The sequence below is a fragment of the Pigmentiphaga aceris genome (assembly GCF_008119665.1).
In the GTDB taxonomy this organism is placed as follows: Bacteria; Pseudomonadota; Gammaproteobacteria; order Burkholderiales; family Burkholderiaceae_B; genus Pigmentiphaga; species Pigmentiphaga aceris.
In genome coordinates this window covers 4,137,463-4,152,935 of the sequence record NZ_CP043046.1, presented here as the reverse complement: position 1 = coordinate 4,152,935, position 15,473 = coordinate 4,137,463, and the positions used below count along the sequence as shown (strand labels likewise).

17 protein-coding genes are annotated in these 15,473 nt (G+C 61.8%); 5 read left to right on the top strand and 12 right to left on the bottom strand.

Annotated features, from left to right (window positions below; genetic code table 11):
- Positions 1-122: 122 nt before the first annotated feature.
- Complete coding sequence (locus tag FXN63_RS17965; protein ID WP_187394940.1) at positions 123-1,169, top strand: SAM-dependent methyltransferase; 1,047 nt, start codon at positions 123-125, stop codon at positions 1,167-1,169.
- 51 nt (positions 1,170-1,220) lie between these two features.
- On the opposite strand, the gene FXN63_RS17960 is transcribed toward FXN63_RS17965, so the two are convergent.
- The 5 genes from FXN63_RS17960 to FXN63_RS17940 form a co-directional block, all read right to left on the bottom strand.
- Positions 1,221-3,677, bottom strand: coding sequence for a TonB-dependent receptor (locus FXN63_RS17960; RefSeq protein WP_148816559.1), 2,457 nt, complete (start codon positions 3,675-3,677; stop codon positions 1,221-1,223).
- Between the two features lie 201 nt (positions 3,678-3,878).
- The gene (locus tag FXN63_RS17955; protein ID WP_148816558.1) at positions 3,879-4,877 is read right to left on the bottom strand and encodes a FecR domain-containing protein; all 999 of its coding nucleotides are present in this window, start codon (positions 4,875-4,877) and stop codon (positions 3,879-3,881) included.
- A complete protein-coding gene (locus FXN63_RS17950) occupies positions 4,874-5,311 on the bottom strand; it encodes a sigma-70 family RNA polymerase sigma factor (RefSeq protein ID WP_342791185.1) in 438 nt (145 codons plus the stop codon). Before FXN63_RS17950 ends, FXN63_RS17955 begins: the two co-directional genes overlap by 4 nt.
- A 215-nt stretch (positions 5,312-5,526) precedes the next feature.
- Positions 5,527-6,465, bottom strand: a complete 939-nt coding sequence (gene lhpI, locus FXN63_RS17945; RefSeq protein WP_148816557.1) for a bifunctional Delta(1)-pyrroline-2-carboxylate/Delta(1)-piperideine-2-carboxylate reductase — start codon at positions 6,463-6,465, stop codon at positions 5,527-5,529.
- A gap of 94 nt (positions 6,466-6,559) precedes the next feature.
- Entirely contained in the window at positions 6,560-7,192 is a 633-nt protein-coding gene (locus FXN63_RS17940) for a helix-turn-helix domain-containing protein (RefSeq protein ID WP_148816556.1), read from the bottom strand.
- A 110-nt stretch (positions 7,193-7,302) separates the two neighbouring features.
- Here FXN63_RS17940 and FXN63_RS17935 point away from each other — a divergent pair, with 110 nt between their 5' ends.
- Complete coding sequence (locus FXN63_RS17935; RefSeq protein ID WP_246164878.1) at positions 7,303-8,619, top strand: NAD(P)/FAD-dependent oxidoreductase; 1,317 nt, start codon at positions 7,303-7,305, stop codon at positions 8,617-8,619.
- Positions 8,620-8,677: 58 nt separating this feature from the next.
- A complete protein-coding gene (locus FXN63_RS17930) occupies positions 8,678-8,917 on the top strand; it encodes a hypothetical protein (RefSeq protein WP_148816555.1) in 240 nt (79 codons plus the stop codon).
- A gap of 67 nt (positions 8,918-8,984) precedes the next feature.
- On the opposite strand, the gene FXN63_RS17925 is transcribed toward FXN63_RS17930, so the two are convergent.
- The 6 genes from FXN63_RS17925 to FXN63_RS17900 form a co-directional block, all read right to left on the bottom strand.
- A complete protein-coding gene (locus FXN63_RS17925; RefSeq protein ID WP_148816554.1) occupies positions 8,985-9,365 on the bottom strand; it encodes a type II toxin-antitoxin system VapC family toxin in 381 nt (126 codons plus the stop codon).
- Entirely contained in the window at positions 9,362-9,568 is a 207-nt protein-coding gene (locus FXN63_RS17920) for a type II toxin-antitoxin system VapB family antitoxin (RefSeq protein ID WP_148816553.1), read from the bottom strand. The genes FXN63_RS17925 and FXN63_RS17920 overlap by 4 nt, the downstream gene beginning before the upstream one ends.
- A 90-nt stretch (positions 9,569-9,658) precedes the next feature.
- On the bottom strand, positions 9,659-11,302 hold the full coding sequence (locus FXN63_RS17915; RefSeq protein ID WP_246165226.1) for an FMN-binding glutamate synthase family protein: 1,644 nt from the start codon (positions 11,300-11,302) through the stop codon (positions 9,659-9,661).
- 148 nt (positions 11,303-11,450) lie between these two features.
- Entirely contained in the window at positions 11,451-11,822 is a 372-nt protein-coding gene (gene arsC, locus FXN63_RS17910) for an arsenate reductase (glutaredoxin) (RefSeq protein WP_148816551.1), read from the bottom strand.
- Positions 11,823-11,869: 47 nt separating this feature from the next.
- Positions 11,870-12,481: a glutathione S-transferase family protein gene (locus FXN63_RS17905; RefSeq protein WP_148816550.1), complete on the bottom strand. Its 612-nt coding sequence runs from the start codon at positions 12,479-12,481 to the stop codon at positions 11,870-11,872.
- A 20-nt stretch (positions 12,482-12,501) separates the two neighbouring features.
- Positions 12,502-13,056 (bottom strand): DUF7822 domain-containing protein, encoded by a 555-nt coding sequence (locus FXN63_RS17900; RefSeq protein WP_148816549.1) that lies wholly within the window; start codon positions 13,054-13,056, stop codon positions 12,502-12,504.
- A 163-nt stretch (positions 13,057-13,219) separates the two neighbouring features.
- On the opposite strand from FXN63_RS17900, the gene FXN63_RS17895 reads away from it, so the two are divergent.
- On the top strand, positions 13,220-13,726 hold the full coding sequence (locus FXN63_RS17895; RefSeq protein WP_148816548.1) for a DUF1993 domain-containing protein: 507 nt from the start codon (positions 13,220-13,222) through the stop codon (positions 13,724-13,726).
- A 35-nt stretch (positions 13,727-13,761) separates the two neighbouring features.
- Positions 13,762-14,481 (top strand): hypothetical protein, encoded by a 720-nt coding sequence (locus FXN63_RS17890; RefSeq protein WP_148816547.1) that lies wholly within the window; start codon positions 13,762-13,764, stop codon positions 14,479-14,481.
- Positions 14,482-14,544: 63 nt separating this feature from the next.
- On the opposite strand, the gene FXN63_RS17885 is transcribed toward FXN63_RS17890, so the two are convergent.
- Positions 14,545-15,453, bottom strand: a complete 909-nt coding sequence (locus FXN63_RS17885) for a pirin family protein (protein ID WP_148816546.1) — start codon at positions 15,451-15,453, stop codon at positions 14,545-14,547.
- Positions 15,454-15,473: the final 20 nt, after the last annotated feature.

Genomic DNA, 15,473 nt, shown 5'->3' with positions numbered 1-15,473 from the left:
CCTGGTTCGATTCAGACCGCATGGCCGCCTGCATGTCATCCCCCAAAACAGGGATGACGGACTTTCGCAGGTGTTTCACGCTGTTGACCGTGGCGGTCATCAGTGAACAGGAACACCGGCGAATGAATATTCAAGCACTTATATCGATCGACGAACTGACGGTGATCGATGGTCCGCTCGGACAGGACGCAGGCACCTTGGTGCTGTTTGCGTCCCTGGGCCGGTTCAAAGCCCGCATGCGTGAGGCATGCCAGGTGTTGCTCAGACGTGCCGACCCGGTAACTCAGGAAAACTGTCGCCTGCGTATGGCTCCAGCGTTCAGGGCGTTGACCGAAGGATTTGATGCCTGGTCGCGGTGCGACATGCCCGCCACGCTTCGCCATGAAGTGGGTGCGCTCATGCAACGCGAGATGCTTCCCTATCTGTTGATGACCGAGGTCGCCGAGCGCTTTTACGCCAAGCCGCGTGGCTACGCTGGGGACTACCTGACGATCGACATGATTTATCGCAACCAGCCCGGGGGTTATGGCCGGCTCGGCCCCTTGATTGACGCGTGTTTTCTGGATGAACCTGCTGCCAGAGCGGTCAGAAATCGCCGGGCCTTGATGGCAGCTGAAATCCTGCACGTCCTTGATGCACGGCCAGATGCGCGCATCTGCAGCCTGGCTTGCGGTCCGGCCTATGAAATTCGCGACATTTTCTCGGCTTACCCCAACGTGCCCGCACGTTTCACCGCCATTGACAGCGATCGGGAAGCGCTGGATTTTGTGAATCGCTGGGTTGCCAAGGCTGGGGTGGAAACGCGCCTGTCGACCTTGCGCGGCAACCTGGTCTATCTTGCGATCGGGCGTGATACCTTGCCGCTCGTGCCGCAGGACTTCATCTACAGCATCGGCCTGATCGACTACTTCAGTGACAAGCTGGTCATCGGCCTGCTGGACTGGATTCATGCAAGCCTGAAGCCCGGAGGCCGGGTGTTGCTGGGCAACTTCCATCCGCAGAACGTCAACCGGGCGTTTATGGACCACGTGCTTGAGTGGCGTCTGATCCACCGTGGCGAGGCAGATATGGACAGGTTGTTCCAGGCGTCGAGTTTCGCTCGCCCAGCCACCCGCGTCTTCATGGAAGACGAGGGGGTCAACCTGTTTGCCGAGTGCATCAAGAACTGAGCAAGAACTGAGCAAGAACTGAGCAAGAACTGAGCAAGAACGCAGGCGTGTTCAGAAATCGAACTGCGCCGACAGCATGATGGTGCGCGGGGTGCCCACGTTCAGCCAGCCGCCCGAGGCCGAGGCCCAATACTGCTTGTCGAAGACGTTATAGACATTGGCGCGCAGCACGATTGGCTGGGCGTCGGACAGGCGCAGCACATAGCGCAGGCCCAGGTCCAACGTAGCCCATGCGGGAATCGAACGGGTGTTCGCGGCGTCGGCAAACTGCGAGCTGGAATAGTTCACACGAGACGTAAGCGTGGCACCCGGCACGGCTGCCACATCCCATTCGCCACCCAGTTTCAGGTTGGTGCGCGAGGTGCCCGAACCGCGCTTGCCGTTGTTCACACCGCCCGCTGTCGAGGTCAACTCGCTGTCCAGCAGCATCGCGCCAGCCAGCACACGGAATCCCTTGGCCGGTTCGCCGAAGACCGACAGTTCCAGGCCGCGATTGCGCTGTTCACCGTCCAGGTCGTAGCGACGGGTGGCTGCATCGGTCTGGCCGTTTGGTCGGGCGATCTGGAACACGCTCAGGGTGGAGAAGAAGCTGCCGAAGTCGACTTTCACGCCAGCTTCGTATTGCTTGCTTTTGTAGGGTGCGAAGATCTGGCCGGCGTTGCTGGCGGTGGCCGGTGCAGTCGGGCCCTGGGTCAAGGCTTCCATGTAATTGGCGTACACCGACACATCGTGGCGCGGTTTGACGACGATGCCCAGGCCGGGTGTGGTCGTGCTCTCGTCGTAGCCCGTGACGTCGACACGCTGGTGACGCAGGCCGCCCATGACTTGCAGGCGTCCATCCAGCATCGACACCGTGTCGGCCAGGACAAGGCTGGTCAGGCTGGTCCGCGTATGGTTGGGCAGGTTGTCGCGATCGGTGGTGAAGGCCGGCTTGGGATAGAAGACCGGCCGATAGATGTTCGACGCCCCGGTTCCCTTGAATTCGTTGGCGAAGTAACTCTTCTGGAAAAGCCCGGTGCCGGCCACGGTCAGCTCATGCTTCAGGCCCCCGGTGTCGAAGGATGCACGCACACCTGCTTCACCTGATTTGGTCAGGTTGCGCTGGGGCCGGTAGCCGAAGTATTCGATGTAGTCGCCTTGGGCGTTGATAATCGACGGTTCGGGCGATAACGCGTCAAGTTCCGAATCGCTGCCACCGACGGCGGCGTAGGCGGTCAGGTTTGCATTGAGGTCTACCTTGCCGCGAACCATGCCGTAGCGGGTGGTGGACGTCACGGCGTTCCAATGCTGGGTGGTATTGAGCGTGGCGTCTGGCGCTGCGGGGACGGCACTGCCCAGGAAATACCACCACGCGCCGCGCGTCACCTTCAGGCGGTCGTAGCCCAGGTCGGCGGACAGCCGCACGCCCGAACTGCGATAGTCCAGGCCGATGGCAGCGGTGCCAAGTGTGCGCTTGCTGTCATCAAGCGCGCCTTCGCCGTCGCGGTAGATGCCGTTGACGCGCACACCGAATTGCTGGTCTGCACCGAAGCGACGGCCAAGGTCGACGTGCCCGCCGAACTGCGAATCGGAGTCGTAGGTCGCCGTGAAGCGCGTGATGGGGGTATCGGTTGCGCGCTTGGGCACCAGGTTGACGCCACCACCAATGAAGCCACCCGGCGACATGCCACGCAGAAATGCCGAGGTTCCCTTGAGCAACTCCACCCGCTCCAGCGTTTCCACTGGCGTCTTCGAGATCGGTGAGACGCCATACAGGCCGTTGAAGGTTGCGTTGGTCATCGGCACGTTGAAACCGCGGATCTGCGGGATATCGACGTAGCTTTCGCGCGGCCAGCCGGTGAACACCGAGGCATCGTTGTCCAGCACGTCAACAATGCTGCGCGCCTGCTGATTCTCGATCAGTTCGGCGGTGTAGTTCATGGTGCTGAAGGGCGTGTCCATGAGGTCCCGGTTGCCCAGTACACCGATCCGGCCGCCGGTTGCCACCTGACCACCTGCCGCAACAGGGGGAAGGGCATCTCGCTCGGTGGTACCAGTTACCGTGACCTGACCAAGCGTGGCGATCCCTGGGCCGCCAGGTGCCACGGCCGGCAGACGGCGCAGGCGATAAGCGCCGTTGTCTGGCACCGCCTCCAGGCCCGATCCCGCCAGCAGACGCGTCAAGCCCACATCCACCGAATGCGCACCCGTCAGGCCGGGGCTGGTCTTGCCCTCGGTCAGCGCCGGGTCGATGACCACCATCACGTTCGACTGGGTGCCGAACTGCCCCAGCACGCTATCGAGCGTGCCGGCAGAAATCCGGTACTCCCGCTGAGCCACCGTTGCGCTGCGAGCAGTCTGGGCCCAGGCGTCGGTAGGTAGTGCTGGGCTTGCGGCCAGCAGCACGACGGCCAGACTGGTCAGGCGGGCAACGGGGGCCAAGGGAGCCAAGGGGGTGCCGCCCGGGAGCGAGCCAAGCCGTACGCGTGTGGGGTGGTTCTTGTTGCGGGAGGAGGGGCGGGGTGTCATCGCGTACGGTTTCCTTGGTTGCCCCGCGTCGGATGCGATCGGGGTTTGCCTGTTTGAAACGCGAAACGCGAGAATCTGCCGGAAGTTACAAACTTTCTGCCTGGCATCAGGGCGGTATGCGTGCGATGGCAATCACCGTGATGATCGGGCGGGCATTGCGTGACGACGTGCCAGGCTGTGTACTGACACCGTAGGCTGCGCTCAGGCCTCGATACTGACCCAGTAGCGTGTGCGATAGATGACCTGCACCTGTAGCACCCGCGCGATCATCTCAAAGGCCTGGTCGCTGCGTTGCAGGGGGAACGCCCCCGAAATCAGGCGGGGGGCCACGCTGGGTGCACAGCGTACGATGCCGGGTCGGTAACGGGCCAGCTCAGCGATGCACTCGCCCAGCGGCATGCGTTCGGCAACCAGCGTGCCCTGGGTCCAGGCATCCGAACCGGCGCGCAGCGCATTGATGTCCTGCGGGCCAGTGGCCGTCAGTCGCGCCTGCTGGCCAGCTTGCAGCAAGACGGGCGCGGCATCGGGTGTGGCCCGCAGTTCCACCACGCCTTCGAAAAGCTGCACCCGCACGGCCTCGATCTCTGTATCGCGCACACTGAAGCGCGTACCGATCGGCGTGACCGACCCGAAGCGGGTCGTCAGCACCAATGGCCGTCGCTGCGGGTCGATGCCCGTGCGCACCATGACTTCCCCCGCAAACAGGCGAATGCTGCGAATCGGTCCGCTGACATCGACGTTCACCGAGGTCTGGCTGGCCAGTGTCAACAGCGTGCCGTCTGCCAACGTCAGCTCACGGGTTTCTCCAGTGTCGGTTCGATGATCGGCCAGACGTGTACGCAAGCGCGTCGGCGCATCGACCGACCAGGCCAGCGCAGCCGAGCCACCTATTGCGAACAGATAAACCAGCAACTTGCGCCGCTCGCGGCCGCTGGCTGTGCGTTCCAGGGCCAGACGGGCTGCTGGGGCGAACAGTGGTGCCCCTGCCGGCTGCAGTTGCAGCAGGCCACACACGCGCTGCCAGGCGGATTCATGATGCGGATGAGCGGCACGCCAGTTCGCACATTGCGCAGCGAGTGCGGCGTTGTCGGCATCTGCTTGCAGGCGAACGAAGAAGGCGGCGGCTTCTTCCACCACCTGGCGTGGTACCGGTGCCGAACTCGCGTCGCTGCGGGCGAATGGCGACGATGCCTGCCTCATGCGTAGACCGCGTCGTAGCAGTGCGTGATCGCCTTGATCATGTCTTTCTGGACCACGTTCAAGCTGATGCCCAGTTCATCGGCAATCTGCTGGTAAGGCAGGCCATCGAGCTGCGCCAGCAGAAAGACCGAACGCGCACGGCGGGGCAGGCCGGCCAACACCCGCGAGATCGACTCCAGCGCTTCGACCACCAAGGCCCGTTCTTCTTCTGAGGGCTGTTGTGCTGCCGGGTACTGTTCCAGCGCTTGCAGATAGCTGCGTTCGAGTGCCAGCCGACGATAGAAATTGGCGGTCAGGCGCGTGGCCACTGTCGTGAGATAGGCGCGCGGTTCACGTACTCCGTCCACCGATCCTGCGCGGATGATGCGCTCGAAGGTGTCGTGTGCCAGGTCGGCCGCATTGTCGGCATCACCGCCCAACCGGCGACGCAACATGCCGACCAGCTAGCCGTGATGATCGCGGTACATGCCATGCAGGTCGGTGTCGGCGCAGGGGCTGGCGAGGTCTTGCGCGCTGGTCATGCTGTCTATCCCGCCTTCCGCGATGTTCCTTAAATGAGAATGGATGTTATTACATAAGGCGTTTCATGGGCGTTCGGTGGATGTATTACGGGGGCTAGGCGTCGCGCGTGATAGACACTTTGTGATGTTCAGCCACCGGCCTTTGCCGTTAGCTCTGCTGCCACCAAGTCTTCCAATGCCGCGCCCACCGACTTGAACAAGGTAATCTGCTCGGCGTTCTGTCTGACCGGCACCGCGCCTTGAGTCAGGCCGAACAGGTCGCCCACAATGCGCTCGGCAGCAAAGGCACCGTTTTTGATCGGGAACAGCAGGTCGCCGGCTTCGCGCAGCGCGCCTTCCAAGGTATCCACATAAACCACGCTGCGCGCAACCAGCGCATCGTCGCTTTCGCGCATGCCGGGGTTGAAGGCACCGACCAGGTCCACGTGGGTGCCGGGTCGCACGGCCGCACCGAAGATCAACGGCTCGGTGGACGTCGTTGCGGCGCTGACGATGTCGGCGTGTTGCAGGCCTTCTTCGATGCTGTTTACGGCTTCAACCCGCAGGCCGGGCCTAGTCAGCTTGCTGGCTAGCGCCTGTGCCTTGTCGAACTTGCGGCCCCAGATCAGCACACGCGAAATCGGGCGCACCGAGGCGTGTGCTGCGATCAGGTGCGGCACCAGGTGACCGGTGCCGACCATCAGCAAGGTGCTGGCATCTTCGCGCGCCAGGTAGGACGCGGCGAGCGCCGAAGCGGCAGCAGTGCGGCGGTTGGTCATGGCTTCCCCGTCGATGATGGCGCGCGGTACGCCGGTCACACCGTCGAACAACACATAAAGCGAAGACACCGCGCCCAGGTTGCGCGAGGCGTTGCCCGGCACCACCGTGACGAGCTTCACGCCGATGGCATTGCCGCGACGCCAGGCGGGCATGGTCAACAGGTGTGCGGGCAGGCCGGGCATGCCGACTTCATAGGCCTGGCGCACCGGCATTTTTTCGCCGCCTGCCTGAAAGGCGTCCCGCAGGGCGTTGATCAGCGTGGGGTAGTCGAGGGCCGCGTGAACTTCATCGGCTGTGTACAGTCGCATCTGACAGGCTCCGGGCGCAACGCGCCAAGTGATCGAGCGGGGTAATCGGATGGTTTAAACGGGGTTTCTTGAAGAGATAGGAAGGGCAGGGCGCTCAGCCCACACAGACCCAGATGACTTCCGCATCTTCTTTGCTCAATGACAGCAGCGCGTGGCCCATGCGGCTGTCGAAATACATGCTGTCGCCGGCTTCCAGCACGGCTGGCGAATAGAACTCGGTGTGCACTTCCACCTGGCCGGACAGCACCGACACAAACTCTTCCCCGTCGTGCCGCACCCAGCCGTCGAAGTCATCCAGACTGCGGGCACAGATAATGGCGCGCAGCGGCAACATGCGCTTGTGCGACAAGTCGGTGGCCAGCATTTCGTAGCGATAAGTGCCGGTCGCATGGTCCTTGCCTTCACCCCGGCGGGTGATGCTGCGCCGACCCAGCGGTGCATCGGCGCGCGTGGCATCGAACAGTTCGGCAATGTCGATCTTCATGCCGGCAGTGATCTTCTGCAGCACGTCATAGGTGGGTGACATCTGCCCGTTTTCGATCTTGGAAAACGTTGACCGTGCAACCCCGGTGCACTGGCTGGCGTCTTCCAGCGTCATGTCGAGTCGGGCCCGAATGCGCTTCAGATTCCTGCCCAGATCGGCACGATTGTCTGAAGCCGTTTGTGGCGTGCCGAATTTTGCTGGGATGCCGTCTGCGTGTTGCAGGGCTCGGCTGGGGTGTGTCATGAACTCTTGGTTTCCAATGGTCCATCAACCTGCAGACCGGAGCTTTTTAGCTTAGGAAATATTTTTCCTTTCGGCAACAAAATTTCGACTTAGTATGGAAGTGCGTCAACATGCCCCACTCACCAACCGTCGAGAATCCCGCCATGCAGAACGACCCCCTGTCGCACGGTCTGTGGGAAAAGAGCGCACCGCCTGCGCCCGTCACCGACGCACTGACGCAGCATCTGCAGGCCGATGTGGTCGTTATTGGCGGTGGTTTCACTGGCTTGTCGACTGCATTGCATCTGGCGCAGCAGGGCGTTCGCGTGGTGGTGCTGGAAGCCGTGGAAATCGGCTTCGGCGGCTCTGGGCGCAATGTCGGCTTGGTCAACGCAGGCATGTGGGTCATGCCAGATGACTTGCCCGCTGCGTTGGGTGAGGTCTATGGAGAACGTCTGTTGACTGAACTGGGCAACGGACCATCACTGGTCTTCGATCTGATCGCGCGTCACGGCATTGATTGCGAAGCTCGCCACGAAGGCACCTTGCACTGCGCCGTGGGGCAGGCAGGCCTGGCCGAATTGGAAAACCGTGTCATGCAATGGAGCGCCCGAGGCGCCCCGGTAAGCCTGCTGAGCGCTGAACGCACCGCCGCCATGACGGGCACCGAGGCCTACACCGGCAGCTTGCTCGACATGCGTGCCGGCACCATCCAGCCGCTCGCCTACGTGCGTGGCCTGGCGCATGCGGCCATTGCTGCGGGTGCCAGCATCCACACGGCCAGCCCGGTGCAAGACGCCAGCTACGCCAACAGCCGCTGGACGGTCAAGACCACGGGCGGATCGGTCAGCGCCGACTGGGTCGTCACCGCCACCAATGCCTACACCCGTGGGCCGTGGCCACAGCTGCGCAGCGAACTGATGATGCTGCCGTACTTCAACCTGGCAACCGCCCCGCTGTCGGCAGTGCAACGCGCCCACATCCTGCCCGGCGGGCAGGGCATCTGGGACACCCAATCGGTGCTGACCTCGCTGCGCGCCGACCGTGCCGGCCGACTGGTTTTTGGCAGTGTGGGCGCTTTGCGTGGGGTGGGGCGGGACATTCATCACGCGTGGGGACGGCGTGCGCTGGCCCGCTTGTTCCCGGAACTTGGCAAGGTGCGTTTCGAACACCAGTGGTACGGCAACATCGGCATGACCACCGACAGCCTGCCGCGACTGCATCGCCTTGCCCCCAGGGCAATGAGCCTGTCCGGCTACAACGGGCGCGGCATTGCACCGGGCACCGTGTTCGGCAGGATGATGGCGCAATACATCACCGGTGCGCTGCCCGAGCAAGACCTGCCGCTACCCGTCAGCGATGTGCGGGCGCACGCGTTCCGAGGTGTCAAAGAAACGTTCTACGAGGTGGGCGCAGGCCTGTCGCATCTGGTCAGCGCGCGGCGCTAGCTCGTCTTTCCTGATCGCCGACCCCGCTGCTACTATCCGGCCTCGATCTGGAGACCTCATGAGTCACGCGACAGGCTTGTCTGCCTTGCTTCCCTATGTGTTGTGGGGCTTTTCCGCGTGGTTGGCTTCAGCCATTTTCGCGGGTTACCTGGCATCCCAGAAAGGCCGTTGCGGCTGGTGCTGGTTTGCATGGGGCCTGCTCTACGGCCCGCTGTCCCTGATCGCCAGCGCCGGCCTGCCGCCAACGGTGCAAGTAGTGCGCGCAACCGACCCGGTTATTCGCACCGAACTCGGCTGATGTTGTTTGCGCTCATCTAATGGGCGCGTGACGCCAGTGCATCAGGTTTTTCAAACGCCCCAGCAGGTCAATGGCGAGGAACAACGTAGGCAACACTGAAACGTGACGCCAGATCAGCCAGACGTTTGTCGAGCGTCCACAACTTGGCGTCTGGGGTGATCAAGGTTGAAGCAAGCAAGCTGATATCGACCAAGCCACATCCCAAGCCGTAGAGCTTTTCGCGCTCGATAAACGCCATTACTTCACTCAAGCTTGCCTGCCTGGCCGCGACGAGGAGCTCAATGTCGCCGAGCGTCTGCAAACGAGGGGCTGGCGGTGTGCCACAAGCCAGCTCAGCCACGATCATTGGGTGAGTCAGCGCCAAATCTTGCTCGATCACGCTGATGAGCATGTCATTACGACGCCGAAAGTGATCCACCCACACAGACGTATCGATAAGTACGTTCATCGCGGCGCAGGGTTTGCACGTTGACGCGGCACATCCTGCATGTCAGCCGCTGCACCGCCGAGTGCGGCGAGTCGTTTTGCGGCCTGCACCCGGACGAATGTCTGCATGGCTTCACGGAAAATGTCCGCTTTGTCCATCTGCGGATCTGCCAATTCAATTGCCTTGGCATATAAGGCATCGTCGATGGTGACTGTCGTTCTCATGAGGTTTCCTCTCATAATAATTGATGCGAATGCGCATCAATTATTATGATAACAAGCTGTCTTCAGTAGCGGACCTACGGACCGCTGATCTCATTGATGCGCCATCGCGGGCGCGGCAGCTTCGACTGCTTCCGCGTGCATGCGTGACAGTGCATCGCCCAGGTCGTAGGTCGGCGCAAAACTGTCAGCACGTGCCATTGGCCAAGCCGCACGGTAAATCGTGTGGCGGAACACGCCGGTAAGCAGTTCGCCCGGGCGCAGTTCCGGGTATGCCGCCGACAGCAGGCGCACTTCGCTGCTGGAAATGCGCTGCGCGATGTGATGCGGGCGCAGCGCTGCCGGGTGTTGAATGCCCGCCGCCGACAGCAATTCCGCCAGCGCCTTCAGCGTATTGCGATGGAAGTTCGCCACCCGTGGTGCCTTGTCCGGGACGACCAGTGCGCGCTGGCGCAAGGGGTCTTGCGTGGCCACGCCCGTGGGGCACTTGTCGGTGTGGCAGGCCTGGGCCTGGATGCAGCCGATGGCAAACATGAAGCCGCGCGCGGCGTTGCACCAGTCGGCACCCAGCGCCAGCGTGCGCGCCATGTCGAAGCCGGAAATGATCTTGCCGGATGCACCAACTTTCACGCGTTCACGCAAGCCCGTGCCCACCAGGGTGTTGTGCACCAGGCGCAGTGCTTCGCGCAGCGGCGTGCCCACGTGGTCGGTAAATTCCACCGGTGCAGCACCGGTGCCGCCTTCGCCGCCATCGACTACCACGAAGTCGGGCGTGATGTTGGTTTCCAGCATGGCCTTGACGATGGCAAACCATTCCCACGGGTGGCCCACGCAGAACTTGATGCCAACGGGTTTGCCGCCAGACAGCCGGCGCAGCTTGGCAATGAAGTGCATCAGGCTGATCGGGCTGTCGAAGGCGCTGTGCATGGCGGGGGAATTGCAGTCCTGACCGGGCTGCACGCCGCGTGCTTCGGCGATTTCGATGGTGACCTTGGCACCAGGCAAGATGCCGCCGTGGCCAGGCTTGGCACCCTGCGACAGCTTGATCTCGATCATCTTCACTTGCGGCAGCGTGGCGTTGCGCGTGAAAGCTTCTTCCGAGAAATTGCCGCGCTCGTCACGGCAACCGAAGTACCCCGAACCGATGTTCCAGATCAGCGCGCCGCCAGCTTTTTTGTGGTGGGCGCTGATGCCGCCTTCGCCCGTATCGTGGGCGAAGTTGCCCAGCCGCGCGCCGTCGTTCAGCGCCAGGATGGCATTGGCCGACAGGGCACCAAAACTCATTGCCGAGATGTTCAGCACCGACATCGAATAAGGCTGCGTGCAGTCCGCGCCACCCACTGAAATGCGGAAATCGCTGTCGGCAATGTGAATGGGAGCCATCGAGTGATTGATCCACTCGTAGCCATCGCCGTACACGTCACGCTGCGTACCGAAGGGACGCTTGTCGATTTCCTGTTTGGCGCGCTGGTAGACCAGCGAGCGCTGCGCACGCGAGAAGGGCGCAGCGTTGGTGTCGTCTTCCAGGAAATACTGGCGGATTTCAGGGCGAATCAGTTCGAACAGGAAACGCAGGTTGCCCAGCACCGGGTAGTTGCGGCGAATGGCGCGGCGGGTCTGGATCAGGTCGTAGACGCCCAGAATGAACAGCGCCGTACAGGGGATGGCCAACCACAACCAGATCAGACCTTGCGAAACAGCCAGCGGCCAACTGATGAGGGTGCCCAGGAAAGTCAGGGCGAGAACTGCGTGACGGGGGATCAGGAAGTGCACGAACGTCTCCTTGCCCCGCAGTCGGCGCGGCGCGTGGGTGCGCGCGCGTTGGCGGGGGCAAGCTAGTATCGCCCAGCTTTGCTTCAGCTCGACAGCAGATCAACCCAGCAGATCAATCGTCCTTGTTTTGCGGCGACAGCAGTTCCAGCACTTTCTCTGCAGGCCGGCACAGACGCGTACCGAATTCACTGACCACGATAGGGCGGTTGATCAGCACCGGGTCTTCGATCATCGCATCCAGCAACTCGTCGTCGCTCAGCGCCGGGTTGGCCAGCCCGCGCTCCTCATAGACCGTGCCCTTGTCGCGCAAGACATCGCGCACCGGCACGCCCATCGCGGCGATCAGGCCTTTCAAGGTTTCGCGGCTGGGCGGCGTCTTCAGGTATTCGATGACGGTGGGCTCGACCCCGCTGTTGCGGATCATCTCCAGCACGTTTCGGGACGTGCCGCAGGACGGGTTGTGATAGATCGTGATGTCGTGCATGGTGGGCCTGCAGGGGATTTGAGTGTTCAGAAGGGTGCCGAGCGGGCTCAGGCACCGCCTTTTTCGATGGCGCGCTGGTACGCGGGGCGTGCTTCGATGCGGGCGACGAATGCGGTCAGGTTGGGGTAGGCATCGGTTCCGCACAGGCGAAGCGCCAACTGCGCCACGAAAGACAACTGGATGTCCGCACCGCTCAGTTCATTGCCAACGACGAATTCCCTGTCCGCCAGCTCACTGTTCAGGAAGCCAAGATGGCGTTGCATTTCGCTGTCGATGCGCGGTTGCAGCGCTGCCACGCCGTCGCCCAGGCGGCGGGTGTAGATCTGCAGCAGCATCGGCAGCATGGCAGAGCCTTCGGCGTAATGCAGGAATTGCAGGTAGCGGTAGTAGTCCGGCGTGTCGATTGCCGGGGCCAGACGGCCGTTGCCGTAACGGCGCACCAGGTATTCGACGATGGCACCCGATTCGAAGACCACTTGTTCACCATCACGAATCACAGGGGCCTTGCCCAGCGGGTGGATGGCTTCCAGTTCGGGCGGTGCCAGGCGCGTTTCCGGGTCGCGCGTGTGCACCACCAGTTGGTAGTCCAGGCCAAGCTCTTCCAGCAGCCAGGTAATGCGAAGCGAGCGCGATTCGGTCAGGTGGTGGACTTCGATCATGGAGGTTCCGTGGGTGAAAATCAGTCGGTGAGATCGAAGTAGAGCACGTTCGACCAGTTATCCAGGCCGAGTTCGGCCAAGGCTTCTTCCGATGTCTGGTGCGCGCTGTCGGGTCCGCCACGGTAGCCCGGCTGAAGGGCGGTCAGCATGGCTTCCGCGTCCTGGTCTACCTGTTCGATGCTGGCCAGCATGCGCGCATTGAGCTGCGCCATGTCATCGTCTTCCATGTCGTACAGCTCGCCGGATTCCAGCACCAGCCAGGTTTGCTGATTGTCCGTGTCATCCAGAAAGGCCAGCGCCTCGGCGATCATCGGCTGTGCGTCGGGCAGGGTGATGCGTGACAGAAACGCGCGAAGCTTTTCCACGCCTTGTGCGTAGTCACCCACGATCGCAATCTCTTCGGGCAGATTCCAGATGGTCGAGGGGCAGGTCCGTGGGTTGCCCGACAGCAGCAGCCTGTAGACCAGCGGGGTGTCCCAGGCCCATTCCGAGATGCCGATTCGCTTGCGTTCGGCGGGAGCGGCGTGGTGGTCGGGTACGACGTTGGTGGAATACAGGTAGCTTCGGTTGGCCAAGATCAGGCTCCAGGGATGGGGAGTCGAGTTTGTAGCGGCTTGCACGTCCAATGGCTAGGAAGGTCAGGTAAAAATTCCTACGCATCGTGTCTGCGGTGACCTGCGTTGACCGCGTCCTGCAAGGCGCATAGAGTGCTGGCATTCATCAGCCAGGGGTATCTCCGTGTCTCTCTCCTACTATCAAGCTTCCGTTCCAGTGTTCCTGCGTGGTTTCGAAAATCTGTCGGGCGTGCTCGACAAGGCGGCGGCGCACGTGGCGCTCAGCGGGATCGAAGAGGCGACGCTGGTCGATGCCCGGCTGGCCCCTGACATGTACCCGCTGGCGCGCCAGGTCCAGATCGCCACCGATGCCGCCAAGGGTTGTGCGGCTCGCCTGGCAGGAATCGAGATCCCCAGCTTTGCAGACGACGAAACCACCATCGAGCAACTGCAGGCACGCATTGCCAAAACCGTCGATTTTCTGAAAAGTGTCGATTCGGCCTTGATCAACGCGGGTGCGGACCGTGTGATCGAACTCAAGATTGGTGGTGCGCCGATTCAGTTCACGGCGCAGGCCTATTTGCTGACCTTTGCGCTGCCGAATTTCTATTTCCACCTGACCACCACCTACGCGATTTTGCGTGCCAATGGGGTGCCGCTGGGCAAAATGGATTTCCTTGGCAAGCCGTAAATATCGATGTGATATTGCGTCGGTATTGAAAGCGAGTGGTACATGACAACTGGATGACAGCTTCATGTAATACATTGGGGGTCGATTTATCGTCCCCCAATTTTTTCATGTATCGCAATGCTTTGCTTCACCCGGTCAGGCTGCTGACCGGATTTGTCCTTCTCGGCCTTTTATCCTGTTATCCGCTGTCCTTTGTCATGCCGGCTCGTATGGGCTGGGAGAACGGCGCAGTGGAAAACATCCAGGTCGTCGTGTTGTTGATCGGGTTGATGCTTGCCATTGCCTACGCCGCCCGCACTGTTGACAGGGTGGAACATCGTTTCTGGCTGATGGTGGCCCCGTTCTGGCTGATATTCATCGGCCGTGAATTGAGCTGGGGCGCAGTATTTCTGAAGCCCATTCATATCAATGAAGAAGGGCCGGGATTTTCGTCCAGCCTGCTTTGGTACAAACCGGCGGTTTATCCGTTTCTTGGTTTGCTGCTGGCAGTCAGCGCCTACCTGATATTGCGCCACCGGCTGTGGCGGGTCATATGGAAGTTGATTCGCAATGGCCAGTTTCCCTTGCTGCAGCTGGGGCTGAGCGTCATCGCCATTTTGGTGTCGACCAATACCGAGGGTCATGGCTGGCATGATTTCAATCTGCCCAAACCACAGTTGCAGGTAATGGAAGAGCTGGTGGAAGTGGCTGCCTACGTGTCCTTGCTCGCGGCTCAGTTGCGTATTCGGTATGGGATGGGGCTGATCAAGCGTTGATAAAGCGTTGATCAGACGCTGAACCGTTGCCAGACGGTTCAGTGTCTTATGTTCTGAATCAGATCAGGACAAGGGTTCGATGCGCGGCGGGGCTGCCTGGTGCGGCAGCGGAATGAATTCTTCGTCATCATCAGGCGGCAGCGCAATGCGGCCGGATTCCCAGTCGTCCTTGGCCTGTTCGATGCGCTCCTTGCGCGACGACACGAAGTTCCACCAGATGTGGCGTGGGCCAACCGAATCACCGCCCAGCAGCATCAGCACCGCGCCTGCGGTACCGGCTTTCAGGGTCGGGTCGTCTCCCACACGGTCGAACACCAGCATCTGGCCGGCCACGTGCGGCTGGCCGCCTACCTCGATGCTGCCTGACGCGATGTAGATGGCGCGTTCTTCATAGCCACGCGGCAGCGTGAAGCTGGCACCGGCTTGCAGCACCGCATGCACGTAGAACAGCGGCGAATGGGTTTTCACCTTGCTGTGCAGGCCGTAGGCTTCGCCAGCAATCAGGCGCATCCAGATATCGCCGTCGCGTGCTTCCGGTAGCGCTTCGACCAGGTAGTTATCGAAACTGGGGTCGGTTTCCTCATCGGCTTCGGGCAGCGCCACCCAGGACTGCAGCAGTTCGAGGCCCTGGCCGGCAAACGCAGCCGGGTCTTCGAAACGCTCGGAATGGGAAATGCCACGCCCGGCCGTCATCCAGTTGACCTCGCCCGGCACAATGACCTGCTTGACGCCCAGGCTGTCGCGGTGCGTGACATTGCCACTGAACAGGTAGCTGACCGTGGACAGGCCAATGTGCGGATGCGGTCGCACATCCACCTTGCGTACTTCCTGCGCGGGCAACTGAACCGGACCGGCATGGTCCAGAAAGATGAACGGCCCGACCATGCGCCGTTTGGCGAACGGCAGAATGCGTTGCACCAGCAGGCCGTGACCCAAGTCGGCGCGGCGGGGATCGATGACCATTGTCAGCATGGCGAAGCTCCAGGTTGGAT

Excerpts from the sequence above, each read along its gene's own strand:
- FXN63_RS17965 (WP_187394940.1), top strand. The coding sequence starts at position 123 with ATGAATATTCAAGCACTTATATCGATCGACGAACTGACGGTGATCGAT.
- FXN63_RS17960 (WP_148816559.1), bottom strand. The coding sequence starts at position 3,677 with ATGACACCCCGCCCCTCCTCCCGCAACAAGAACCACCCCACACGCGTA.
- FXN63_RS17955 (WP_148816558.1), bottom strand. The coding sequence starts at position 4,877 with ATGAGGCAGGCATCGTCGCCATTCGCCCGCAGCGACGCGAGTTCGGCA.
- FXN63_RS17950 (WP_342791185.1), bottom strand. The coding sequence starts at position 5,311 with ATGTTGCGTCGCCGGTTGGGCGGTGATGCCGACAATGCGGCCGACCTG.
- lhpI (WP_148816557.1), bottom strand. The coding sequence starts at position 6,465 with ATGCGACTGTACACAGCCGATGAAGTTCACGCGGCCCTCGACTACCCC.
- FXN63_RS17940 (WP_148816556.1), bottom strand. The coding sequence starts at position 7,192 with ATGACACACCCCAGCCGAGCCCTGCAACACGCAGACGGCATCCCAGCA.
- FXN63_RS17935 (WP_246164878.1), top strand. The coding sequence starts at position 7,303 with ATGCCCCACTCACCAACCGTCGAGAATCCCGCCATGCAGAACGACCCC.
- FXN63_RS17930 (WP_148816555.1), top strand. The coding sequence starts at position 8,678 with ATGAGTCACGCGACAGGCTTGTCTGCCTTGCTTCCCTATGTGTTGTGG.
- FXN63_RS17925 (WP_148816554.1), bottom strand. The coding sequence starts at position 9,365 with ATGAACGTACTTATCGATACGTCTGTGTGGGTGGATCACTTTCGGCGT.
- FXN63_RS17920 (WP_148816553.1), bottom strand. The coding sequence starts at position 9,568 with ATGAGAACGACAGTCACCATCGACGATGCCTTATATGCCAAGGCAATT.
- arsC (WP_148816551.1), bottom strand. The coding sequence starts at position 11,822 with ATGCACGACATCACGATCTATCACAACCCGTCCTGCGGCACGTCCCGA.
- FXN63_RS17905 (WP_148816550.1), bottom strand. The coding sequence starts at position 12,481 with ATGATCGAAGTCCACCACCTGACCGAATCGCGCTCGCTTCGCATTACC.
- FXN63_RS17885 (WP_148816546.1), bottom strand. The coding sequence starts at position 15,453 with ATGCTGACAATGGTCATCGATCCCCGCCGCGCCGACTTGGGTCACGGC.